The sequence below is a fragment of the Chamaesiphon sp. VAR_48_metabat_135_sub genome, assembly GCF_031418915.1.
Taxonomy (GTDB): Bacteria; Cyanobacteriota; Cyanobacteriia; order Cyanobacteriales; family Chamaesiphonaceae; genus Chamaesiphon.
Genome location: NZ_JANOJV010000043.1, coordinates 1 through 20,977, shown reverse-complemented (window position 1 = coordinate 20,977; position 20,977 = coordinate 1). Strand labels below are relative to the sequence as shown.

Here is a 20,977-nt window from a genome sequence, read left to right as displayed (position 1 = left end):
AAGAACCAAGCGATTTGTGTAAAAGAAAATTGGCGTTGCTGAATTGATGTATGGTATGCCCTCGAAATTTAAGGTAGGGGTAATTCATGAAGCGGCGGTTTTATTCGGGGGGAACCCCCGAATAAAAAACCGACAAGACATTACCCCTACCTTAAATTTCGAGGGCATACCATACATCAATTCAGCAACGCCAATTTTCTTTTACACAAATCGCTTGGTTCTTGCACCCTCCCCTTAGAAAGGGGAAGACTGGAGTGGGGTAAATCTATTTCTTCTTCGCGCTAGCCTTTTCAGCCTTGGCTGCTTTCTTGGCTGCTTCTGCTGCCGCAAAAGCTTTTTGTTTAGCGGCTTGGCGTTCTTCTTCTAGTTTATCGAGATAGTAGTGATAGTCACCGAGATATACGCGGAACTCGCCATCGCGAACTTCGACGATCTTATTGGCAACCTGGGAGATAAAATACCTGTCGTGTGAAACAATTAGAGCTGTTCCATCATAGTTGATGAGAGCATTTTCTAGTGTTTCTTTGGCTGGAATATCTAAGTGGTTGGTCGGCTCATCGAGAATTAGTAAGTTGGCTGGAATCAGTAGCATTTTTGCGAGTGCAAGTCGGGCTTTTTCTCCACCGCTGAGAGATTCAACCTTTTTAAACACCATGTCGCCAGTAAATAAGAACTGACCTAATAAAGTTCTGACTGCTTCATTTTTCCAGTCGGGAACTTCATCGTGAATAGTTGCTAGCACTGTTTTATCGAGGTCTAATGCTTCTGCTTGATTCTGTTCAAAATAGCTAGGAATGACGTTATGTTCGCCCAGAGTAATAGAGCCACTAGTTTGATGTTCCATCCCCATAATCATTTTCAATAGGGTGGATTTACCACAACCATTGGGGCCGAGGAATGCGATTCTGTCACCACGTTCGATGAATAAATCTGTGCCCATGAATAGGATTTTATCACCATAGACATGCTCTAAATTTTTAATCTCAACTATTTCGCGACCGCTGCGAGGAGCTGGTGGAAAGCGGAAGCTGAGAGTTCGCATTGTTGATGCTGGTGCTTCAATCCGTTCGATTTTATCGAGGAGTTTTTCGCGACTCTTTGCTTGGGTACTGCGAGTTGCACTAGCTCGGAATTTTTCGACGAAGGCTTGTTGTTTTTCGAGTTCTTTTTGTTGACGCTCGAAGGCATTTAATTGAGCGTATGAGTTCTCAGCTTTTTGTTCGAGGTAGGATGAATAGTTGCCGAGGTAGGTAGCTGAAACACCGCGTTCTGTTTCGACGATTTGATTGCAAAGTCGATCGAGGAACTCGCGATCGTGTGAGATAATTACCATCGGCGTTTCGAGCTTGCGGAGATAATTCTCTAACCATTCGATCGTCTCTAAGTCTAAATGGTTTGTCGGCTCATCTAGTAGTAGTAAATCGGGGAATTGGAGTAAGATTTTAGCCAAACTCATCCGCATTTGCCAACCGCCACTAAAGGCACTGACCAATCGATCGGCATCTTCTAATTCAAACCCGACTTCGGGTAAAATCTTATCAATTTCAGCTTCTAATGCGTAGCCATTTAAGGCTTCATACAATCGCTGGAATTTATCCATGCGAGTCAGCAATTTATCTAACTCGTCGCCAGCAGCAGTTTCGAGTTGATGATGGATTTCATTTAGTTCGGAATGGACGCGATTAGCTTCACCAAATGCTTGCCATAATTCTTCTTTGACAGTCTTACTCGGATCTACATCAAATTCTTGATTGAGATAAGCGATATTCAGACTATTCGGGCGAATAATTTCGCCGCTGGTGGGTTCGATTTGCCCAGCGATAATCTTCATTTGGGTAGATTTACCCGCACCATTCGCACCTACTAGTCCAATTCGATCTCCTGACTTGACTTCCCAATTAATGTCTTTGAGGACTTCTCCTGTGGGATAAATCTTGCAGATATGTTCCAGTCGCAGCATGAAATTAATTTTCTCCAGGAGTAGTGAGGGCGGGCGGGTATCCCAATTATGTATTTTAACAAAACTTTACCACAATTGAGGGAGAGAGTTGGGAGTTTGGAGTAGCCCTTCTTCAATCTCCCAACTATGAACTCCCAACTCCCAACTTTCCCAAACTTGCTAAAATTAAAGCTGAGTTAATAAGAAGAATCCGCCCATGATGGACGTAATGGAGTTTTTTCAGCATAGTGCTGGTAGATGGAGATCGAAACGCACCACGCATCACCTTGCTTTTAGAAGATCGGAGATGGGGGAATCAGAGATTGAGGTGAAAGCACTGGCGGCTAAAGATCCAGAAATAATCGAGCTGTGTGAATCTCACCAAGTCGATCCTAGTCTCGCGGTGGGCGGCTGTTGTGTGACTTGGGCGGCTTCGATGGGTTGGGATCAAGAGGGCGAAAATCATGAGGGGAAGACTGTATTCGCGCTAGTTCCTAACCCCGACAAACCTCATAGCGGTCAATTGTTGCGCGATCGAGGGTATGCTGAAATCGTCTCTGTCGCTGGACAATACCATATGGACAATGATGGGGGACTGGTATTGATCACTGAATATGACATCATGAGTTCGGTGGAACGGTTCTGGTTTCCTAGTCCAAATGTGCGGGTTCGTAGCAGTACTGTGAAACGGATGGGTGGCTTTAGTACGGCGACATTCTGCACTGAGACTCGCGTACTCGACGATTCAAAAGTTGATGCAGTCGCTACTGAGTCAGGAACTATCGATCCCAATTCAATTTTCTCCCCGCTTGGTTGGTGATAGCTAGCAAACAAACTAAAACATATAGCGTTGGAGTTGAATATCTCCAACGGATTCAATCTCTATTACCAGATCCGCAGATGCTGGACGTAATGGACAATTTACGCGATCGAGTCTCGATTTGCAACTGGATTGGTACGCGGATTGAGTCGGTCAATATCTTGCTCCAAGCCCATCTTAATGCTTGTCATGATTGTTTCGATCCGATCGAGCGAAAACCTGTTCAGATCTTCGCCATCCCATTTGCATCATCCGTACAGTTAGATGGCTTTTGCAATATTACTGCCGTACCGACGACAATTTTGGTCGATGTGGGTAGAGTCGCACCTGCTGATTGGCTGGCTCTCGTCGCCCATGAGTACGCTCATGCTCATTTAGGTTGTCCAGGTCACGATCGAGAATACGCTAGGGTTCTAAGCCATTTATGCTTGGGATTAGGCTTCCCGCAACCGTCGTTAGTACCAGACGATCGTAGTTTATATTATTGGCCGACTTATTCGCCCTCGATCGATCCCCTAGCTTGGTGGCGGGGGGACGGTTAGAGATAGATATAGTGTAATTTCAAGGCAACTCCTGAAATTTAGGTTAGGGGCAATGTCTTGTCGGTTTTTTTATTCGGAGGTTCCCTCCGAATAAAACCGCCGCTTCATCAAGCCCCTAACCTAAATTTTATACCCACATTCAGCAACGCTCTAATCACCACTCGCTTTGAGTTTCTTTCTCATTCTGAAGGCTGCTGTACCGCCGATAATGCTACCGATAATGGTAAAGGGTTCTGGAACGGCGGTAGTGTTGACATTGCCAGTGAACGTCAAACCACCTAAGCCCACCCCAGTTCCTGAAACAGCAACTGCATTGGGAATGCGGAAGGTATGATTGTCATGCTCAAAGCCGCCACCCGTAGTAGTTTGAGTAAATGCGATTTTAGTGAACTGTTCTCCAGCATCAGCATAAAAGTTGAAGAAAGTACCAGGTTGACCATATGGACCACCGTTAAAGCTAGGAGAGTTACTTACAAGTTTTGAAAAGTTACTAATTGATAACTGAGCAAGAATGTTTGCGCCATTGTAAAACGTTAATTGATTCCCAGCATCTAACGACGAAAAGAATAGACCAAAGTATTTGATACCCGCCGCAGTTCCACCTGCGGTATTGTCGGTGAAAGTTAAATTTGTAGTTATAATTGCGGGATTAGTAACGCCAGTACTTTTGGTATTAACTGCGAATTTTCCAGTATATCCAGCCCCAGCCGTTTGACCACTACCACCATATTTTGCAACTTCGAGATTATCGTATTTTGCTGTATAACTATGGGTAGTAGAAGCATCGATAAAGCCAAAAGTGGAATTTGGGTAATTTGCATAATTACCAGTACTAATACTCAAAGATTCAAAATCATTCTGGACGGTAGATCCAAGCACAGTGCTAGCAGAAAAAACATTCGGAGCTTCATAAGTTATTGTGACAGCCGAAGCCACATTGGGGTTAGACAATCCAGTGATTGTAGACACAACGAACACACCCATCGCCACTTGGATGGAGTGGACTGAAGTTTTTAATTTCATTGTAGATGCTTTGTTAGTTACTAAGAAATTCGAGATTTTTGAGAATGCCAAATCTTATCAAAACTTTCAAGATTTCATATGAAGTTTCAGCATTAACTCACCCTTAGTATTCCTCAAAACTATCCAAAAATTGACATTATCCTCGATCGTCAATCATAATTCAGGTCTTTTCGCTAGTTTCAGATCGATCGATTTCACCAGAAGTGATTTTACCAGCACAGGTCGAACAAGCACCCGCACTAAAAAAGAGGGCAAGGTATTACTTACCCTCTTCTTAATTTAGAAGAACTATTCTTTTTAGTAGAGTTGTTCTTCTTGGTGAGTCAGAATAGTGCAGTTAGACTTGGGATAAGCAACACAAGTTAGAACGTAACCTGCTTCGATTTGGTCATCATCTAAGAAAGATTGATCGGACTGATCGATTTCCCCAGCAGTGATTTTACCAGCACAGGTAGAACAAGCACCTGCACGGCAAGAATAAGGCAGGTCGATGCCTTGCTCTTCTGCTGCGTCTAAGATATAGGTGTCGTCAGCTACATCGATAGTTGTGTTTAGACCTTCAGCTTCGTTGATTAAAGTAACTTTATAAGTTGCCATGTTCGATTGATTCCTCTCTATTTCGCTTGAAAATTGCGGATACGGACAAATTTGTCTGTAGTCAGGCGATCTTGCCCAACTAGATCTGTGGTTAACTGCGATTGAGCGGATTGCCCAGCTAATCGCAGTATTTTTCAGCTCTATCTGAATACTAAGGGAAAATCTCCCCATCTGTATCTATAAGTATCTCTAAAGTCGAATGGTATTCGTAATCGAATTGCGGGGATTCATCCTAATTACTTATATCTCCCAGGTGAATAGACGATCGAATATCGACTGTAGTCTTTACCTGTCAAAGGTTTGCTGTAACAAAAAGGCTCTGCCGATCCGATCGAATAATCGACTGGGACAGCGGCTATAATATTTTCCAACCTTCAATTTGGTTGTTTGTTGGATCGCTTTATAATATTAGAAAATCTTATGTCTAAGATCGCTAGTTATGGAGAAATTAATCTCCCGATCCGTGTTGGAGTGATAGGAACAGGATTTGCAGCCAAAGTCCGCACCCAAAATATCGTCGCCGAATCCCGCACTCATTTAGTCGCTGTCGCGGGTAGAACGCCCGAACGGACGGTAGAATTTGCCGAGAGCTGTAATGCTTTACCCATCACCGATTGGCCGACATTATTACAAATGTCAGATATCGATCTAGTCATTGTGGCGACGATCAATGGCGACCACGGTCAGATCGTCCGCGCCGCGATCGAGGCTGGAAAGCATACAATTGTGGAGTATCCACTCGCTCTCAATCCCCAGGAAGCAGCCGAAATCATCGAGCTGGCTGCGGCAAAAAAACTATTGCTCCATGTCGAACATATCGAACTCCTCGGTGGACTCCATCAGATGATGCGCGAACAGTTGCATCATCTGGGCGAGGTCTATTACGCTCGCTACAGCACGATCGTCACCCAGCGTCCTATCCCTGAAAAATGGACTTTTCATCGCTCTGAGTTCGGATTTCCCCTGAGTGCGGCACTTTCCCGCCTCCATCGGTTTACAGACTTATTTGGATCGATCGAGAGCATCAATTGCCATAATCGGTATTGGGGTGGTGTGGGAGATTACTATAAAACTTGTCTCTGTACAGCCCAACTACGTTTCAAGAATACTAACGCGATCGGCGAAGTTATTTATGGTAAGGGCGAAGGTTTATGGCAAAATTCCCGCAAGTTTGAGGTGCATGGGGAAAATGGGGCGTTAGTATTCGATGGTGATGAGGGGGTATTAATTCAATCTGGCATCTCTACGCCACTGGATCTAGGTGCGCGGAAAGGTTTATTTGCTAAAGATTTGGAACTCGTGCTCGACCATTTAATTGATGGACAACCAATTTATGTCACTCCTGCGGCTAGTCTCGGAACTCTACGCGTCGCGGATGCTGCCAGAATCTCTGCAGAAACTCGCCGAACAGTGATGGTTGACAGTTGATAAAGACAAGTACGCTTGACGCTAATAATTAATGATAATTCCTGGAACAGGATGGTGCTAAATTTCATCCAGATAACAGTACAGGTTGAGTATCTGAATTCCATTTAAGTAGAATTAAAAGTTGAGGAGTGGTAATTAGTTTCCACTCCTTTTTTTATCATTAATTAACATCAGGTTATCTGGTTTCCGATGCTCCGCTAACGGGTTAAGAATAGCTGCTCCGCTCAGATACTACCCGAGACTGAAGTGCAGGCTAACAATTAATAGTCCTCTTCAGAAGAATTGAGCTTACGAGATCCTTCACCCGACGTTAGCAATTGAACGATCCTGTTATCGCTTTGACTCTGCTGAGTACGCTGAGTACAAGGAGTCAACACTTTCAACTTTCAACTTAATTAACGACCTTAACGGTGGTACCTACTTGAACTAGCGGGAAAAGTGCTTTGACATCTCGATCGAACATCCGTACACAGCCATGTGATGCTTCCGTACCGATCGATTTGACATCGGGAGTACCGTGAAAACCAATAACATCTTGACCATCAGTCCAAAAGCCAATCCAGCGTTGTCCGAGGGGGTTTTGTTTCCCTGCTGCGACTACTTCTCCAGTTTTAAAGCTTGTCCAGGCTGGATTTTTGATTTTTTCCATGACTTGCCATTCCCCTGTGGGAGTTTCCCAGCCTTTCTTGCCGATCGCCACAGGATACTTGGCGATGATTTTATCACCTTTATAAACATACACCTGCTTTTCGTTGAGCTTGAGCAGCAAATTGACAACATTTTGCACTGGCGGTTGCGCAGTACTTGCGGTGACAGTAGGTTTAAATTTGGGCGTTACTGTGGGTTGTTGAGGAGTTGTGGGAATTGAATTATTGCTAGTTACGACTGGAGTAGGAGTCAAAATAATCGATCCAGTTGATGACAAGCCAGTATTTTGTTTGGGCGGAGTTATTAGCTGTCGGCTGGGCTTGGTTGGGATTGGTGCTGAATTAGCCTTCAGATTAGCCTGTTTTGCGGCTGTTGATGTCTGGGACTGGAGATTGAGATTACGATCGAAAGTAGTTTCCGCATGAAGTCTGCTGGGGACTGTTACCAGCACGGCTGCTAGCAATACGCTGGACTGGAATAGTAAAGAAGTTGAGAATCGAGGCATTATTAAAATCTATAAAACTCTAGTGATTGAGTTGCCGGACATTGCTGTCAAACCTAGCTTACCCACTTAAGTTATCATTTCCTTCACATTTTCTTCTGGAGATTTTACTGGTTCCCGCAATCTGGCGGAAACTCTGGTTTTTTAGGTAACATTTCGACGGTAACTATTGAAGTGAGTTTCGAGATTGCCGTCATGACATGTAGTTTGACTCGATCGTCTGGATCTTTTAGCAGCCGAACTAGATCTGTGACGGTATTGATGTTGCCGAGGTTCCCCAATGCTGCGGCAATTTCTTGTTTGACGATCGCCGGATGTCCCTTGTACAGCTCTTTTTCGTTTAAATAAGCGACGAGCCTTTGACTGGCATAAACCCGCTCTCGCTCTGTTTTGCCGATTGCGGTAACGATCTCTGGTGCTAAATCTATCGATCTGTTTTCTAGTGCAGCGATTAAACTATCGATCGCTGGTTGAGTTCCAATCCAACCCAATGCGAGAATTACTGACGATTTTAATTCATTTGGAGTATTAATCGATGCCAGTACTTCTGCCAAAGTTCCTACTACTTCTGGATCGGGCAATCGGGCTAAACCTAGTGCAGTTGACTTACAGACATCCAAATTGAGGTCGAATAATCGGGGTTTCAAGTGTTCGAGCAGATCTAATTCAACAGCTAAATCGCCACGGAGACTCAATGCTACTACGGTGGCTTGACGAACACTAGCGGCTACATCTGTGAGTTTTAGCAGCAGCCGCGGTGGAATTCGCGGATCGTGGAAACTACCTAATGCTTCAACGATGAGGGTGCGAAGTTGCGGATCGGGATCGTCGATTACTTGTATTAATGGCTCGATCGTCTGTGAGTGCCGAATTTGAGCGAGAATGGCGATGGCAATACCTCGATCGGGTGTAGCCAAGAGATCTGTCATTGTGGCGATCGCCGGAATCCCAATTTTAGTTAATGCCCCACTCGCGATCGTCGTTAATTCTGGATCTTCATTTTGTTGGATTAAGGCAACTAGTGCTGTCACCACTTGGGGTTGCTTAAATGCCCCTAGGATTCGTGCTCCAAACCACCGATCTTCTAAATCGAGGTCGCGATCGTTAACTATTTCTAACAATGGTTGAATGGCGATTTCCCCCAGTTTGGGAATGATTTTGGCAATATCCCACTGCTGTTCGATATCGCCCTGGATTAGTACTTGCAGGGCTAAGTCTAAAACTGTTTCGTTGCGATCTAGCTCTTGCAGGGAAAGGGTTTGGAGACAATCGACGACGATCGACCACATCCCACTATCTGCTGCAGCAATCGCTTGTTTGAGGTTGACAGATGGCACGATCTAGGGCACGGGGTAAAGGGTAAAGGGAACGGTCTACAGTTCCCCTCTTCAAAACTAAAACCTATGGTGGTTTCATACAAGAAAAGGAAAAGGCAACAACCTTGGTGCTTAGTCTTCAACCGCCCGCAGATAAATCGCGGGCTAAGAGCAAAAGTCCGCTGAAGTGGACTGAGCGATTTTTATTTCGGTGTATGAAACCACCCTGCCTCTTCAAAACTTAAACCAACTTTCAACTTACTTGATTGCTAAACCAATGAGGACGAGCAGAACCTCGATCGCGTAGAATAAGCCAACTACCTGAGTTTCTTTCCAACCACTCAACTCTAAATGATGGTGAATTGGAGCCATTTTAAATAGTCGCTTACCTTTCCCCTCAGCATCTTTAGTGGCTTTATAGTAACCGACTTGAGCGATGACTGAGAGCGATTCAACTGCAAAAATTCCGCTTAACACCAGCAACACCCAGATATTTTCGGTGAGAATCCCGACAGCACCCAAAGCACCACCCAAGGCGAGGGAACCAGTATCGCCCATAAATACCTTAGCCTTGTTGCGGTTATGCACCACAAAACCCAGATAACTACCACTCAAGCAAATACAGAAGATGGCTAATTGAGGTTCTTTGGGGAGGATAATTGCAGCTAAACCCGCCAAGGCGATCGCTCCCGTGCCACCAGCCAATCCATCTACGCCATCAGTGAGATTGGTCGCATTGCTCTCAGCTAGCAATGTAAATACTGCTAGCCCCCAAAATAAGAACCCTAACGGTAAAACTATGTTGAAGGGTAAATGGACATTAGTAATTTCACTGCCCCTACTATACAAAGCCCATGCACAAAAGGCGATCGCGATCGCCGTCTGTAACAATAATTTACCCCTAGGCGTGAGACCTTCGTTCTGGCGGTTGCTCAAACTTTTCCAGTCATCCACACCACCGATCGCAAAATAACCTAAACTCGTAGCAGCTACAGCGATCGCATCGGGACTGAATTGCGACCAAATAATACCCAAGAGCGCACCGACTGGTACCACAAATACGCCACCCATTGTCGGCGTTCCCGCTTTTTGGAGGTGCGCCTGGGGGCCATCTTCCCGAATGAATTGACCCATTTTCAACTGCTTGAGCAGCGGAATTGCCCTGTAGCCGATCGCCGCTACCAAAGCGGTAGAAACCAAAAACGGCAGCAGTAGCGATGTCATTAAGCTTCTACCAGTCTGCCAATCTAGCCAGAGAATCGATCCAGTCAGGACAGTTCCTAGTAGAATTAGTAATACAGTTCCCGTAGGATTCAAACCCCTTACAGATGCCGATTTACCCTCCATCTATTTCCTCCGAGGTAATTTCATCACTACTTCCATTCGCAATATTGTCAAATTAATTTTGGCGATCTGCATCTTCGCCATCACATCTGTCTAAGCGTCGTCACTATCATCAGAATCGTCACTATCCTCTTCTTCCTGATAGTCACGATCGTCTTCAAATAATTCATCTTCGACATTAGGTTGATCTAAGGCGGATACGGCTGGATCGCGTTCGTCCCGATCGATCAGTCTTCCTTGAGATTCCAACCACTCTAAAATAGAAGTATTGCGCTGCACTGCAATTACAGGTGCTGGTTCGTAACGGGGTTGTTGTTTTAAGGCTGGATTTACGAATGTGTCAAGGTTATCGAGATCGAGGATATCAGACATACTAATTTTTTCAGCTTTAAGTTCTCATAGTTTATCATTGTGACTACTCCACTGCCACAACATCCCCTCTTTCCGATGCCAAAAGCCAGACTACTTGACGCGATCGCTGGTAAAAATCGTGGGATCTTAGCTAGTAAGATCGATCGACAGGCAATCCTTGCCGCCATTACTGAATTAGAGTTGCGCAATCCGCACCCACTTCCTTTGACAACCGCGATCGATCTGTTGACTGGTAATTGGCGGCTGCTCTACACTAGCAGTCAAAGTTTACTTGGTATCGATCGATTTCCCCTCGTCCAACTCGGGACTATTTATCAATGCATCCGTCCGGCTACAAGTAAGGTCTATAATATTGCTGAAGTCAATAATTTAATACCTGGATTGAATGGAATTGTCTCGATCGCCGCAACATTTACACCTGTCAATGAATCCAGAGTAAATGTGCAATTTAACCGTTCGATCGTTGGATTACAACGGTTAATCAACTATACAGATCCCGATCGATTAATTAGCGCAATTGAAAGCGGTCAAAAATTCACAGCGATCGATCTTCCCATTAACCGTCAGGAGGGGAAAACACCCGCCTGGCTCGAAATTACCTATCTCGAGGAGAGTCTCCGCATCAGTAGAGGTAATGAAGGTAGCGTTTTCGTATTAACAAAGAATTGACATCTTTTCCCGCAAAATATCGTAATATCTCCTAACAATTATCCGACACTTATCCCGATTTACTTAGTTTAACTTTGGTGGTGAACAAACTACAATACGCTAATTTCTTACTGCCTCGATCGATATTAACTTGTCGATCGAGAGATTGGTAAATTTAAGTATTCACTCAATTCTGCTAATAACCATTCACATTCAGCCTCACTGTTGCTGTAGAGTCGGTATTCTCTCACCCCAGCTAAAATAACAATCTCTTTTGTAGGAGGACTTGTTTTATTCTTCTGCCGTACTTGAGGTGTGAGATAATATCTTAGTGTATCAATATTAGATCGATCGGCGATCGGAGTTTGTTTTAATCGAAATTTACCCAGCATTTTATCTGCGGAGATTGAATTGCGATCGATTCGCAAATGTAATTTGCCAAAGAAATAGTAAGCAAGATTGTAAACAACTGGGGACCAGGAAAATAGCTGAGAAACCAAGGCAAATGGCAGATAGTATTGACTTAATGACATCACTATCATACTAATAATTGTTACCGGAATTGGTAGAATAAACATGCTGAGAACGATCGCGATTCCCCAGCCGATTGGAAAACGTCGATCGGGAATGATAATATCGATCGTCTCCGCACTTTTCGTTAAAACTATTTTGCTACCGTAGGGTTTTTCTCTGGAAATACTATGAATTTCATCCAACCGCTCCAGCGCGGATTTGGCAGTCTGGACATTGGGAAAGCGTTTTTTGAGACTGGGTTCGATCGCCATTTTGAGCCACCTTTGCCAGCCCTGACTCAAGCCATTCGCTGGTAGCCCAATTGTGCCGTCTTCTTGGGGCAAATCGGCAGGATGAACGCCAGAAATGGTGTAGATTAAAGTTGCACCCAAGCTGTAAAGATCCGAAGCTGGAACGGTTTTACCGCCGAATTGCTCCATCGGCATGTAACCATAGGTGCCTACTACTGTCATCGTACCGCCATCTTTGGCAGCAACGTTTTGAACCGAGCCAAAATCGACTAAATACACGTCACCGATACTATTCCCCGATCGATTGGCGATCAGAATATTGCTGGGTTTGAGATCCCGATGAATGACTGGTGGTTGGAGCGAGTGTAGATAATCGAGAATATTGAGGAGGGCAAGGGTTAATTCTTTTAGTTCGCTCTGGGTGAAGCGTCTGCCTGTACTCACGGCTTCTTCGAGGGATGGGGCATCGATATAGGTTTGCACCAGCGCGAAACCCTTTAAAGTTGGTAAATCGAATTCAAAATAGTCCAGGTAATGGGGAATAGCTGGGAGATCCAGATGTTTAAGGGTTTCCGCTTCCCGCTCGAATAGTTTGAGATCGTCCCAAATAAACTCGCTATTAAAAATTAGCAGTTTAATGACGACTTGTTGTGATGTTTGGAGATCGATCGCCAAAAAGGTTCTTCTACCAGTCTTTTTGCCTAACTGCTGCTGGATCTGGTAGCGATCGCATAATACTTCCCCAATAAATTCTGCTGCTGAATTTTGCATAGATGCCGATCTGAATCCTCTCTCTTTAATATACCCATCAATTACTGGGATGGCGTTAAGGTTAAAGCGGGCAGTGGCGATCTTGTTTTCTACTGCTGCTGATATTATGCAATTGCACTCCCGTCGATCGATTGAATTGATGAATTATGTTACTTTGCCAGCACGACTCGGAAGCCACACCCATCGATCCGAATCGTCGGCGCGAGACTACAGCGAACTGTACTGCGACATCCCTTCGCGACATAATCCCAAGCACCACCGCGCATGACACGTTTGAGATTTCCTGCGGATCTGTGAGGATTTAAGGCACGGCCATCTGTTGGCGCACTTAAATAATTAGACTGGTACTCATCCAGACACCATTCCCACACATTCCCATGCATGTCATACAATCCAAACGTATTGGGGGGGAAACTCCCCACCGGTGTCGCCTGTCCGCGATTTTCACCTGTTGGTGCGCCATTGTAGGGATAATCGCCATTATAGTTGACTAAATTGGGTGTGATAATATCCCCAAAGTAGAAGGAGGTGGTAGTTGTGGCGCGACAAGCATACTCCCACTGTGATTCGCCGGGGAGACTGTATTGTTGCCCTGTTTGGTGAGATAATTTGCGACAGAATTCTAGAGCATCATCCCAATTTACTTGCTCGATCGGGTAATCCGCTCCTACTCCCACACCCATATTTTCGCCCATAATCGATCGATATTGAGCTTGAGTAATTGGGTATTTACCTATATAGAACGGTGCTAGCGTCACTTGGTGGATCGGTTGTTCATCTTGATGGTGTCTACTGTCGCCCATCATAAATGTACCGCCTGGAATCAACACTAGATCTAGAGTGATTCCATCTCCCACTCTTTCTGTCAAGCATTCAGCAGTAACTAGTTGACGATCGATTATTTCACCATTCCCATCGACACTGACTGTTTCAAAGGTGTAAGTGGTGAGATGAGGTGCTGAAGACATGGTTTTTAGGAGAGATATGTAACAAGAGATCGATCGTCAGATCTCAGTATGCCATAGGGTTAAGCTAGTTTGTAACATTTTTCCTGTTGTGTTTTTGGTATTATTGCTAATTAATGACGTTCTCGATCGAGCGAAAATGATGAGAAAGAACTCTTCAATCGTTCATGCTCCGATCTTGCCTAATATTATTTGAGAAAAACTATGATCTACCGTTATCTAATCCCCCTGTGCCTGACCGCTGCAACTTTAGTAACATCCACATCCCAAACAGTTGAAGCTGCTCGTGAAGCTAGTGCAATTCAGCCCAAAGAGGTCGCCGCGATCGCCAAAAAAATGGTAGTCAGAATCGAATCCGCCGATGGTGGATTTGGGTCTGGAGTTATTATCGGTCGCGTCAAAAAAGGCGCGAAAAATATTTATACAATCTTAACAGCCGCCCATGTGGTTAACAGTTCTAGTAATAGTTATCAACTCATTACCCCGATTATTTTAGATAATTCAGGCAAGAAAAAGCGTGAAAGAATCAATATTGATGTCGATCGAAATATTAAAATCCTGCCTAAGGTCGATCTCGCGATCTTTTCCTTTGAAAGTAACAATGCTTTTGCCGTTGGGACGATCGGTAATTCCGAATATGCCGAAGAAGGTACTCCCGTGTATGTTGCGGGTTTTCCCAAACCAGGACAAGCAATCAGACGAATTACTTTTCAATTTACAGGGGGAATGGTTTCTTCGCGACTTGAGGAAAGCGATCCCAACACTCAAGAGCCGATTACGACGAATGGCTACGATCTTTCCTACACCAGCATCACCAGATCGGGGATGAGTGGAGGGCCAGTTTTAGATGTTGCAGGCAGAGTTGTGGCAATTCACGGACAAGGAGATCGTAATAGTCAAAATCCCGAAGAAGAGAACTCTGGTGGAGTGGGTAGTAATGAAAAAACCGGATTTAACTTAGGTATTCCGATGCAAACTTTCTTGAAACTTCAACCTCAAGCTATCAAAGTTATTGGTGCTAAAATAGATAAGTCGCCTGTAAATTATCAACTGAGTGATAGTTCGGCCACGATCGGTACCAACAACCGTAAATTCCTCAGAAAATATCGAACTAGAAGCGGTACGGCACCAATTCTTGATGTTACCAAAGTCAGCGAGCAGACTAGCGATTAGATTGCTAGTCTGACTTGCTCCGCTCCCTACCGCCCGCAGATAAATCGCGGGCTACCAATAAAAAGTCTACTAAAGTAGACTAGGTTCCAGTAACAAAAACAACTTTTCAAACAGCCTCTAAGAGGAATCTATCAGTCTGTTTCAACAGACTTGAGCTATTAGCCTGGGGATTAATCCCCAGGCGGGTAATGAGCGGAGCCTAAAACGACCACCCTTAGGGGGCGCGCTTGCGCGTTCGAGCGGCGATCCTTAACCCGTTGGCGTAGCCTCTCCGACAGGAGAAACCCACGTTAGATTAACTAAAATCAAAGCTGATAGCTGGCTGGTTTCCAGTGTCCAACCACTTAAATCTAACAGCATAATTAGGGGCGGTACACTGTGAATTTTTACCAGATATTGCATCAAATCCATTGTCATTGACACAGAGTTCTACCTCTTTAGCATCACCACCCCATTTCTTTTTGCCATCATCACTAACAGCATAATAACCATAAGATTCTTCTGGTTTCAATCTATTTAAGTAGACACTTTGGCATTGTCCTGGCTGGGCATACCACCAACCTTTGATCGTTATTTTTGATTGAATATTAGTAGTTTTTTGAGATAATGCCATATAAATCGGTCGATCGATCCGATTGCAAAATACCAAATCTGCTTTAGCTTCTGATGTCCATCCGAGTGTGACCACAGTAGCAATAATTCCAGCAATAGTTAAGAGTTTTTTCATAAAGTTAAGAGGTTGCTATTGTTAAAAACTGTATCCAGCCGAAAAAGATAGCCAGCGAGTTTGGGCACTTTCGCCTGACTGATTCAAATTCACTAATGGTACGGCTAAATCGGCACGGATATTAAATTGGGGAAATGGTTCTACGATCGTCCCCACTCCCACACCTGCCAAAAAGTTTCGGTTGGGCAGTGTATTGGGATTGCTAGGATTATTCCACACAGCACCCATGTCGATAAATGGCACGATTTGAAGTGTGGGTACACCCGCCGTATTTCTTTGTAAGGCAATCCGATTTTCAACCGATACCCGAACCCCATTATCACCAAATCTAGCATTCTGACTGTAACCCCGCAAACTTTGTCCGCCGCCGAGCGTTAACTGTTGTGCAGGTAGCAAACTATCGGGACTAATTTGTAAGTCGGCTTGAGCGATCAGCAGTTGATTGACATCTAATTGTTGCGCTCTTTGGACTTGTGCAACCCAACTAAAAAACGATCCGTCTGGACTTCCACCCGTGTTTCTAGTCGCATTGAAAGCGTTAATGCCTAGATTAAACTGCGATCGAAACGCCCAGGCACCACGCAGATCTCGGCTGAGATAATCTTGCCCAAACTTGATGGTGCGAGTGCGACTATAGCCATTAGCATCGGGACCGATTCCAAACGGTTGCGGTTGATTTTCATTGAGAAAAGTTTGTCCATCTTGAACGGCAAAGGCTAAAGACAGGGCAAACTCTTCGCGAGTCGATCGAGTCAATGGCTGACGATAGCTGATCTCATACAAATCGCTGTCGCTGCGAATCCCCAAACTGGCAAATTGTGGATCGACAATCTTTGTGCGACTGGGGGCAACTCTGAGTTGAACGGTACCATTCATCGGATTGACTGGCACGCGGTAATTAAAATCGTAGGCATTCGAGCCACCTTGGAACGATCGATAGTAGGACGCGCTCACGTCATCGCCAATTCCAGTGAGATTGCGGTAACCGACAACCGCCCCGATTCTGTCGGCTCCGATGCTGGGCGACGAGTAGTCATCCACTCCCACAAACCCAGTCAAGGCATTTGCCTCTTTCAATCTCACGGTCAAAACACTGTCACCTAGCCCCGTACCTGGTCTGAGACTCGCTTCTAGACTCGCAAACAGTGGATCGGCTCTGAGCAATCTCAGCTTATCTTCCAACTCATTTTGATTGAAGGGTTTGGCAATTCCTAGTTGCAATCGATCGCGCACATAAGCAGCTCGCAACCGCTCCAGCCCTTGAATATCGATCTGGGAAACATAGCCCTCGACTGCTTGAATTTGGACGATGCCATTAGTAATATTCTGCTGGGGGACGATCGCTCTAGAGTTGATGTAGCCGCGCTCGACGTAGAGTTTGGTAATCCCATCAGCTAGCTCCTGTAACTGTGTCAGCGTCACCGATTTACCTTCGATCGATTGCCTAATCCGCTGAATATCTGCTGGTTTGAGCAATGTATTACCGACGATCTCAACCTTTTGCACTGGAATCTGCACCGAGTCAGGTGCTGTGCTTGGTACCGGATTTTGTGGTGGCTGCTGGATTGTGGGCTGCTCGAGGGGGAGTGGTGTGGGAGCTGGGATTTGTTGGGGAAAGCGATCTTGTGTCGGCTGAGGCAGGGTTTGAGTTGGGAGAGTTTGCGCGATTGTTGGGGATGAATTGAGAATTAAACAGCAGAGTAATGCTGGGTAAATTGTCAATATTTTGATAATTTTATTCATGAAATTTAAAAATTAGGACGACCGACCGCATATAATTACAAATATCTAAGATTATGTATTTTACGCTACTTCATAGACAATAAAACGATCAATCTCACCGTGGTTAAGCCAATCGGCGTAAACTTAGCGAGTAGTTTATACTCGATCGATAATTCTCGATGAGATTATCAGCAAAATGTACAATCTCGTGAGAATATGCTACTAAAGTGTACTATTATTTAGCATATATTAATAAATTTCGTTCTAAATCTAGCCGAACGGGGAAATTTTATAGTCATGAAATCAAACAAAAAAGTCGATCATCAGCGTCCAGTAGTTATTCAGCTCGACACCATTCAAAAAGTCTGGCTCCTGTTAGTCTGGATGGCTTTGTTTGTACCAGGACTATCACTTTCCGCCCGAGCGCAGATTACTGGCAGCAATGGCACGAGCGTCAGTACCAGTGGCAACACGATCGATATTAAAGATGGTCAACCAGGCGGCAACAATTTATTTCACACTTTTGGGCAATTCAACGTCAATACCGGACAGACTGCCAATTTCGTTACCACTCCCAACATTGTCAATGTCCTCAGTCGCATTAATGGCGGTAGTCCTTCTGTAATTGATGGCAAAATTCAAGTATCTGGCAGTAATGCGAATTTGTTTTTGATGAATCCCGCTGGGATGGTGTTTGGCGCAGGTGCTAGCTTAAATGTGCCAGGTTCATTTACTGCCACGACAGCCAATGCGATCGAGTTTGGCAATGGTAATTGGTTTAATGCTTTCGATGGAGTCACTCCAAATAATTATTCTGCTTTAATCGGCAATCCTACTGGTTTGGGATTTGCTAGTGGTGTACAGCCTGGAAGTATTTTTAATGCGGCAAATCTGACGACTACTCCAGGCAAAAGTATCACGCTAGTCGGCGGCACCGTTATCAGCACGGGCACGATTAAAACTGAGGGCGGCAATATCACGATCGCGACTGTACCTGAGGGTACATTTGTTCGATTGAGCAACGAGGGCAATCCCCTGAGTCTCGATCTGCCGATGGCAGCCGCAGGCCAAATTAATGCTAATCCAGCATCTTTTACACCTCTATCTCTGCCTGAGTTGTTGACTTCTTCTGATGCGGTTAAGGCGATCGCAGCTAACAATGTCACTGTGGATTCTACTGGGGTGGTGCGATTAGTTTCAGGTCCCGATCTAAAGATCGCCCAAGGTGATACTGTTACTAAAGCCAATCGCATCATCTCACAGGGCGATGTAATTACCAAGACTCTCGATGCTAGTATTCCTGGAACTGCTCTTAATTACAATAATCCCTCTAATCCCCCTCTAGGTGACGTTTCTAATCCTTTCACTCCTAATAATCCCGCTAAAAATGCGGGTAGTATCACAGTTGAGTCTAGTCAGGCAGTTCTCTCAGGGAATATTGATACCAAAAACAACAATTCTAATTTCGTCTTAAATCAACCAGGAAGTGGTGGTAATGGGGGTAATATTAGCCTCAGAGCGGCAACAGAGATTAAAACCGGAAACATTACTTCTTCAAGTAACAACAATACTGACCTTGCTGACACTCAAACAGTAAAGATTAGTCCCAGTAGTGGAAACGTCACCCTGGCTACTAGAAAGGGAGATATTGTAGTTGACTCGATCTCTGCTAATGAGAAAAGTGTTAGCAGCGGTAGCAATGGCGGTAATATAAATGTCCAGGCCGCAGGTTTGTTTCGAGCGTTAAAATACATCCTAAATGGATACACCCCAGGTAGCACTGATTATCTAAGTCTTTTTACTAATAATTCTGGCAAAATTAAGATCGAGCATAGTGGCAATAATTTCACGGTCGGCGCAACAGCCGTAGAGAGCAATCCTGGCTCCCCATTCGATTTTAGAGGTCAACCTGCCCAACCTGGATTTGTATTTGCCAATGGTGCGAGTGGTAGTCTAGGCGTAATAGCTACTTCTGCAAATTTGCCAGATGTTTATGTTCCAGGTGGTAACAGTCCTGCTAGCATTACGATCTCCGCTCTTCCGCCCATCAGCAACCCCAACCAACCTATTACCATTTCCCCTAGTCCAGACACAATTCCCGCACGAGAGCAGATCGTAGGAGAAGATGGCACGATCGTCAACGTTGCTGGGGATACCTTTAACATTACAGGTGGCAATCGATCGGGCGTGAATTTATTTCATAGTTTCGATAAGTTCAATTTGCTCCGCACACCGACGAGTATCCCCACTGCTAATTTCGATCTGGCTGGTACTTCAGGGGTTAAAAATGTTTTGGGCAGAGTCACGGGTGGTACTCCCTCGATTATCGATGGCAAAATTCAGGTATCTGGGGGTATTGCTAATTTATTTTTGATCAATCCCGCCGGGATGGTATTTGGTCAAAATGCCAGCTTGAATGTACCGGGAGCCTTTACCGCTACGACAGCTAACGCGATCGGATTTAGCGATGGCAAGTGGTTTAATGCTTTCGGTACTAATAACTATGCACAATTAACGGACACTCCCGCTAATTTGGCGTTTAGTAGCGGATATCAGCCAGGAAGTATTTTTAGTGCGGCTAATTTTGACGATCGTAATGTCGATACTGCTGGCAATCCAAGAAATCCCACCGTGAGATCGGGACAAAATATTACCCTGGTGGGCGGAACGGTAGTTAATACGGGCACGATTAAAACCGAAGGCGGTAATATCACGATCGCGACCGTTCCCGATGGTAAATTAGTCTCCTTGAGCAATGATGGCAAGCCACTCAGTGGCGATCTTTCCCAAACCAGCATAGGTCAAATTAATTCTTCTCCATCTGAGCCTCTCACCTTACCTGAACTTCTGACCTCCTCGGACGTGGCTAAAAGGATCGCGGCTAATAATCTTACGGTAGATTCTAATGGAGTGGTGCGATTAGTTACAGGTCCCGATCTGAAGATCGCTAAAGGCGATACCGTGACTAAAGCCAATCGTCAAATCTCGAATGGGGATGTCATCACCAAGAATATCGATACTAGTATTCCCAACCCTCCTTCCATTCCTTTCGATCCTAACAATCCTAACCCTCTAGGGAGTTTTGACAATCCTCATACTCCTCAAAACCCTGCTAAAAATGGTGGAGACATCCGCATCGAATCCAACAATGCAATTTTGACTGGCACACTCGATACCAGCAATAAATTGAATGTTTTTGTCCGCAATGAAAAAGGCAGTGGTGGCAATGGTGGCAATATTACACTCGCTGCGAAAACGGAGATTAAAACAGGCAAGATTGATTCTTCAACAGGGAGCTTAAATCGAGCTGTTTTTTTAAGCGATCCCCTCAATCCAAATTCCCCTGAACGTCGCCCAACTGAAGCAGAAATAGCCGCAATTCAACCCCGAGGTGGAAATGTCAGCATCTCAACCAAAACAGGAGATGCGATCGTCGATTCGATCTCTACCAACGCAGGTTCTGGATTTGTGGGAGATACACGATACCCACACCGTGGTGGCGATCTCACCGTCAATGCAGCAGGTCGGTTTCGAGTCGTCGATTTTGTGGGATTTAGCAATACACTCAGTGTCTCGACAGCTCCATTTGGCAACATTAATATTACTCATGGGGGCACAGATTTTGTGATTGGGGCTAGTGTTGTCAAACGCCAGTTCGATGAGGGTTTTATCTCAG

Annotated in this window: 17 protein-coding genes; 6 read left to right on the top strand and 11 right to left on the bottom strand. The window is 44.8% G+C overall.

Translation table 11 applies throughout. From position 1 onward, the window contains the following. Positions 1–265 precede the first annotated feature (265 nt). Positions 266–1,960, bottom strand: a complete 1,695-nt coding sequence (locus RMO55_RS03330; protein ID WP_310423475.1) for an ABC-F family ATP-binding cassette domain-containing protein — start codon at positions 1,958–1,960, stop codon at positions 266–268. Between the two features lie 199 nt (positions 1,961–2,159). On the opposite strand from RMO55_RS03330, the gene RMO55_RS03325 reads away from it, so the two are divergent. Both RMO55_RS03325 and RMO55_RS03320 read left to right on the top strand, forming a co-directional pair. Further along, a complete protein-coding gene (locus RMO55_RS03325) occupies positions 2,160–2,759 on the top strand; it encodes a phycobiliprotein lyase (RefSeq protein WP_310423481.1) in 600 nt (199 codons plus the stop codon). Next, on the top strand, positions 2,756–3,301 hold the full coding sequence (locus RMO55_RS03320; protein WP_310423472.1) for a hypothetical protein: 546 nt from the start codon (positions 2,756–2,758) through the stop codon (positions 3,299–3,301). Before RMO55_RS03325 ends, RMO55_RS03320 begins: the two co-directional genes overlap by 4 nt. A 150-nt stretch (positions 3,302–3,451) precedes the next feature. On the opposite strand, the gene RMO55_RS03315 is transcribed toward RMO55_RS03320, so the two are convergent. Both RMO55_RS03315 and RMO55_RS03310 read right to left on the bottom strand, forming a co-directional pair. After that, positions 3,452–4,324 (bottom strand): hypothetical protein, encoded by an 873-nt coding sequence (locus tag RMO55_RS03315; RefSeq protein WP_310423469.1) that lies wholly within the window; start codon positions 4,322–4,324, stop codon positions 3,452–3,454. A gap of 297 nt (positions 4,325–4,621) precedes the next feature. Next, complete coding sequence (locus RMO55_RS03310; RefSeq protein WP_310423465.1) at positions 4,622–4,921, bottom strand: ferredoxin; 300 nt, start codon at positions 4,919–4,921, stop codon at positions 4,622–4,624. 420 nt (positions 4,922–5,341) lie between these two features. Here RMO55_RS03310 and RMO55_RS03305 point away from each other — a divergent pair, with 420 nt between their 5' ends. Beyond that, the gene (locus RMO55_RS03305) at positions 5,342–6,349 is read left to right on the top strand and encodes a Gfo/Idh/MocA family oxidoreductase (protein WP_310423463.1); all 1,008 of its coding nucleotides are present in this window, start codon (positions 5,342–5,344) and stop codon (positions 6,347–6,349) included. A 391-nt stretch (positions 6,350–6,740) separates the two neighbouring features. Here the strand turns inward: RMO55_RS03305 and RMO55_RS03300 are convergent, their stop codons facing one another. From RMO55_RS03300 to RMO55_RS03285, 4 genes are all read right to left on the bottom strand, one after another. Beyond that, positions 6,741–7,502 (bottom strand): L,D-transpeptidase family protein, encoded by a 762-nt coding sequence (locus tag RMO55_RS03300; RefSeq protein WP_310423461.1) that lies wholly within the window; start codon positions 7,500–7,502, stop codon positions 6,741–6,743. Positions 7,503–7,606: 104 nt separating this feature from the next. Then, positions 7,607–8,836 carry a HEAT repeat domain-containing protein gene (locus RMO55_RS03295; protein ID WP_310423458.1) on the bottom strand — a complete coding sequence of 410 codons (1,230 nt, stop codon included), beginning with the start codon at positions 8,834–8,836 and terminating at the stop codon, positions 7,607–7,609. A 237-nt stretch (positions 8,837–9,073) separates the two neighbouring features. Then, positions 9,074–10,162: a phospho-N-acetylmuramoyl-pentapeptide-transferase gene (gene mraY, locus RMO55_RS03290; protein WP_310423455.1), complete on the bottom strand. Its 1,089-nt coding sequence runs from the start codon at positions 10,160–10,162 to the stop codon at positions 9,074–9,076. Positions 10,163–10,252: 90 nt separating this feature from the next. Beyond that, positions 10,253–10,531 carry a DUF3134 domain-containing protein gene (locus RMO55_RS03285; RefSeq protein ID WP_310423452.1) on the bottom strand — a complete coding sequence of 93 codons (279 nt, stop codon included), beginning with the start codon at positions 10,529–10,531 and terminating at the stop codon, positions 10,253–10,255. A 75-nt stretch (positions 10,532–10,606) separates the two neighbouring features. Here RMO55_RS03285 and RMO55_RS03280 point away from each other — a divergent pair, with 75 nt between their 5' ends. Further along, the gene (locus RMO55_RS03280; protein ID WP_310423478.1) at positions 10,607–11,200 is read left to right on the top strand and encodes a PAP/fibrillin family protein; all 594 of its coding nucleotides are present in this window, start codon (positions 10,607–10,609) and stop codon (positions 11,198–11,200) included. Positions 11,201–11,325: 125 nt separating this feature from the next. Here RMO55_RS03280 and RMO55_RS03275 read toward each other — a convergent pair whose 3' ends face one another. Further along, positions 11,326–12,714: a serine/threonine-protein kinase gene (locus RMO55_RS03275; protein ID WP_310423449.1), complete on the bottom strand. Its 1,389-nt coding sequence runs from the start codon at positions 12,712–12,714 to the stop codon at positions 11,326–11,328. Between the two features lie 149 nt (positions 12,715–12,863). Beyond that, positions 12,864–13,682, bottom strand: a complete 819-nt coding sequence (locus RMO55_RS03270; RefSeq protein WP_310423445.1) for a formylglycine-generating enzyme family protein — start codon at positions 13,680–13,682, stop codon at positions 12,864–12,866. 201 nt (positions 13,683–13,883) lie between these two features. Here RMO55_RS03270 and RMO55_RS03265 point away from each other — a divergent pair, with 201 nt between their 5' ends. Further along, complete coding sequence (locus RMO55_RS03265; protein ID WP_310423441.1) at positions 13,884–14,852, top strand: serine protease; 969 nt, start codon at positions 13,884–13,886, stop codon at positions 14,850–14,852. 295 nt (positions 14,853–15,147) lie between these two features. Here the strand turns inward: RMO55_RS03265 and RMO55_RS03260 are convergent, their stop codons facing one another. Beyond that, on the bottom strand, positions 15,148–15,579 hold the full coding sequence (locus tag RMO55_RS03260; protein ID WP_310423439.1) for a DUF1036 domain-containing protein: 432 nt from the start codon (positions 15,577–15,579) through the stop codon (positions 15,148–15,150). Positions 15,580–15,600: 21 nt separating this feature from the next. After that, positions 15,601–17,322 carry a ShlB/FhaC/HecB family hemolysin secretion/activation protein gene (locus RMO55_RS03255; protein ID WP_310423436.1) on the bottom strand — a complete coding sequence of 574 codons (1,722 nt, stop codon included), beginning with the start codon at positions 17,320–17,322 and terminating at the stop codon, positions 15,601–15,603. 276 nt (positions 17,323–17,598) lie between these two features. Here RMO55_RS03255 and RMO55_RS03250 point away from each other — a divergent pair. Next, positions 17,599–20,977 (top strand): filamentous hemagglutinin N-terminal domain-containing protein (locus tag RMO55_RS03250; RefSeq protein ID WP_310423433.1); only part of this gene is annotated, 3,379 nt, incomplete at its 3' end.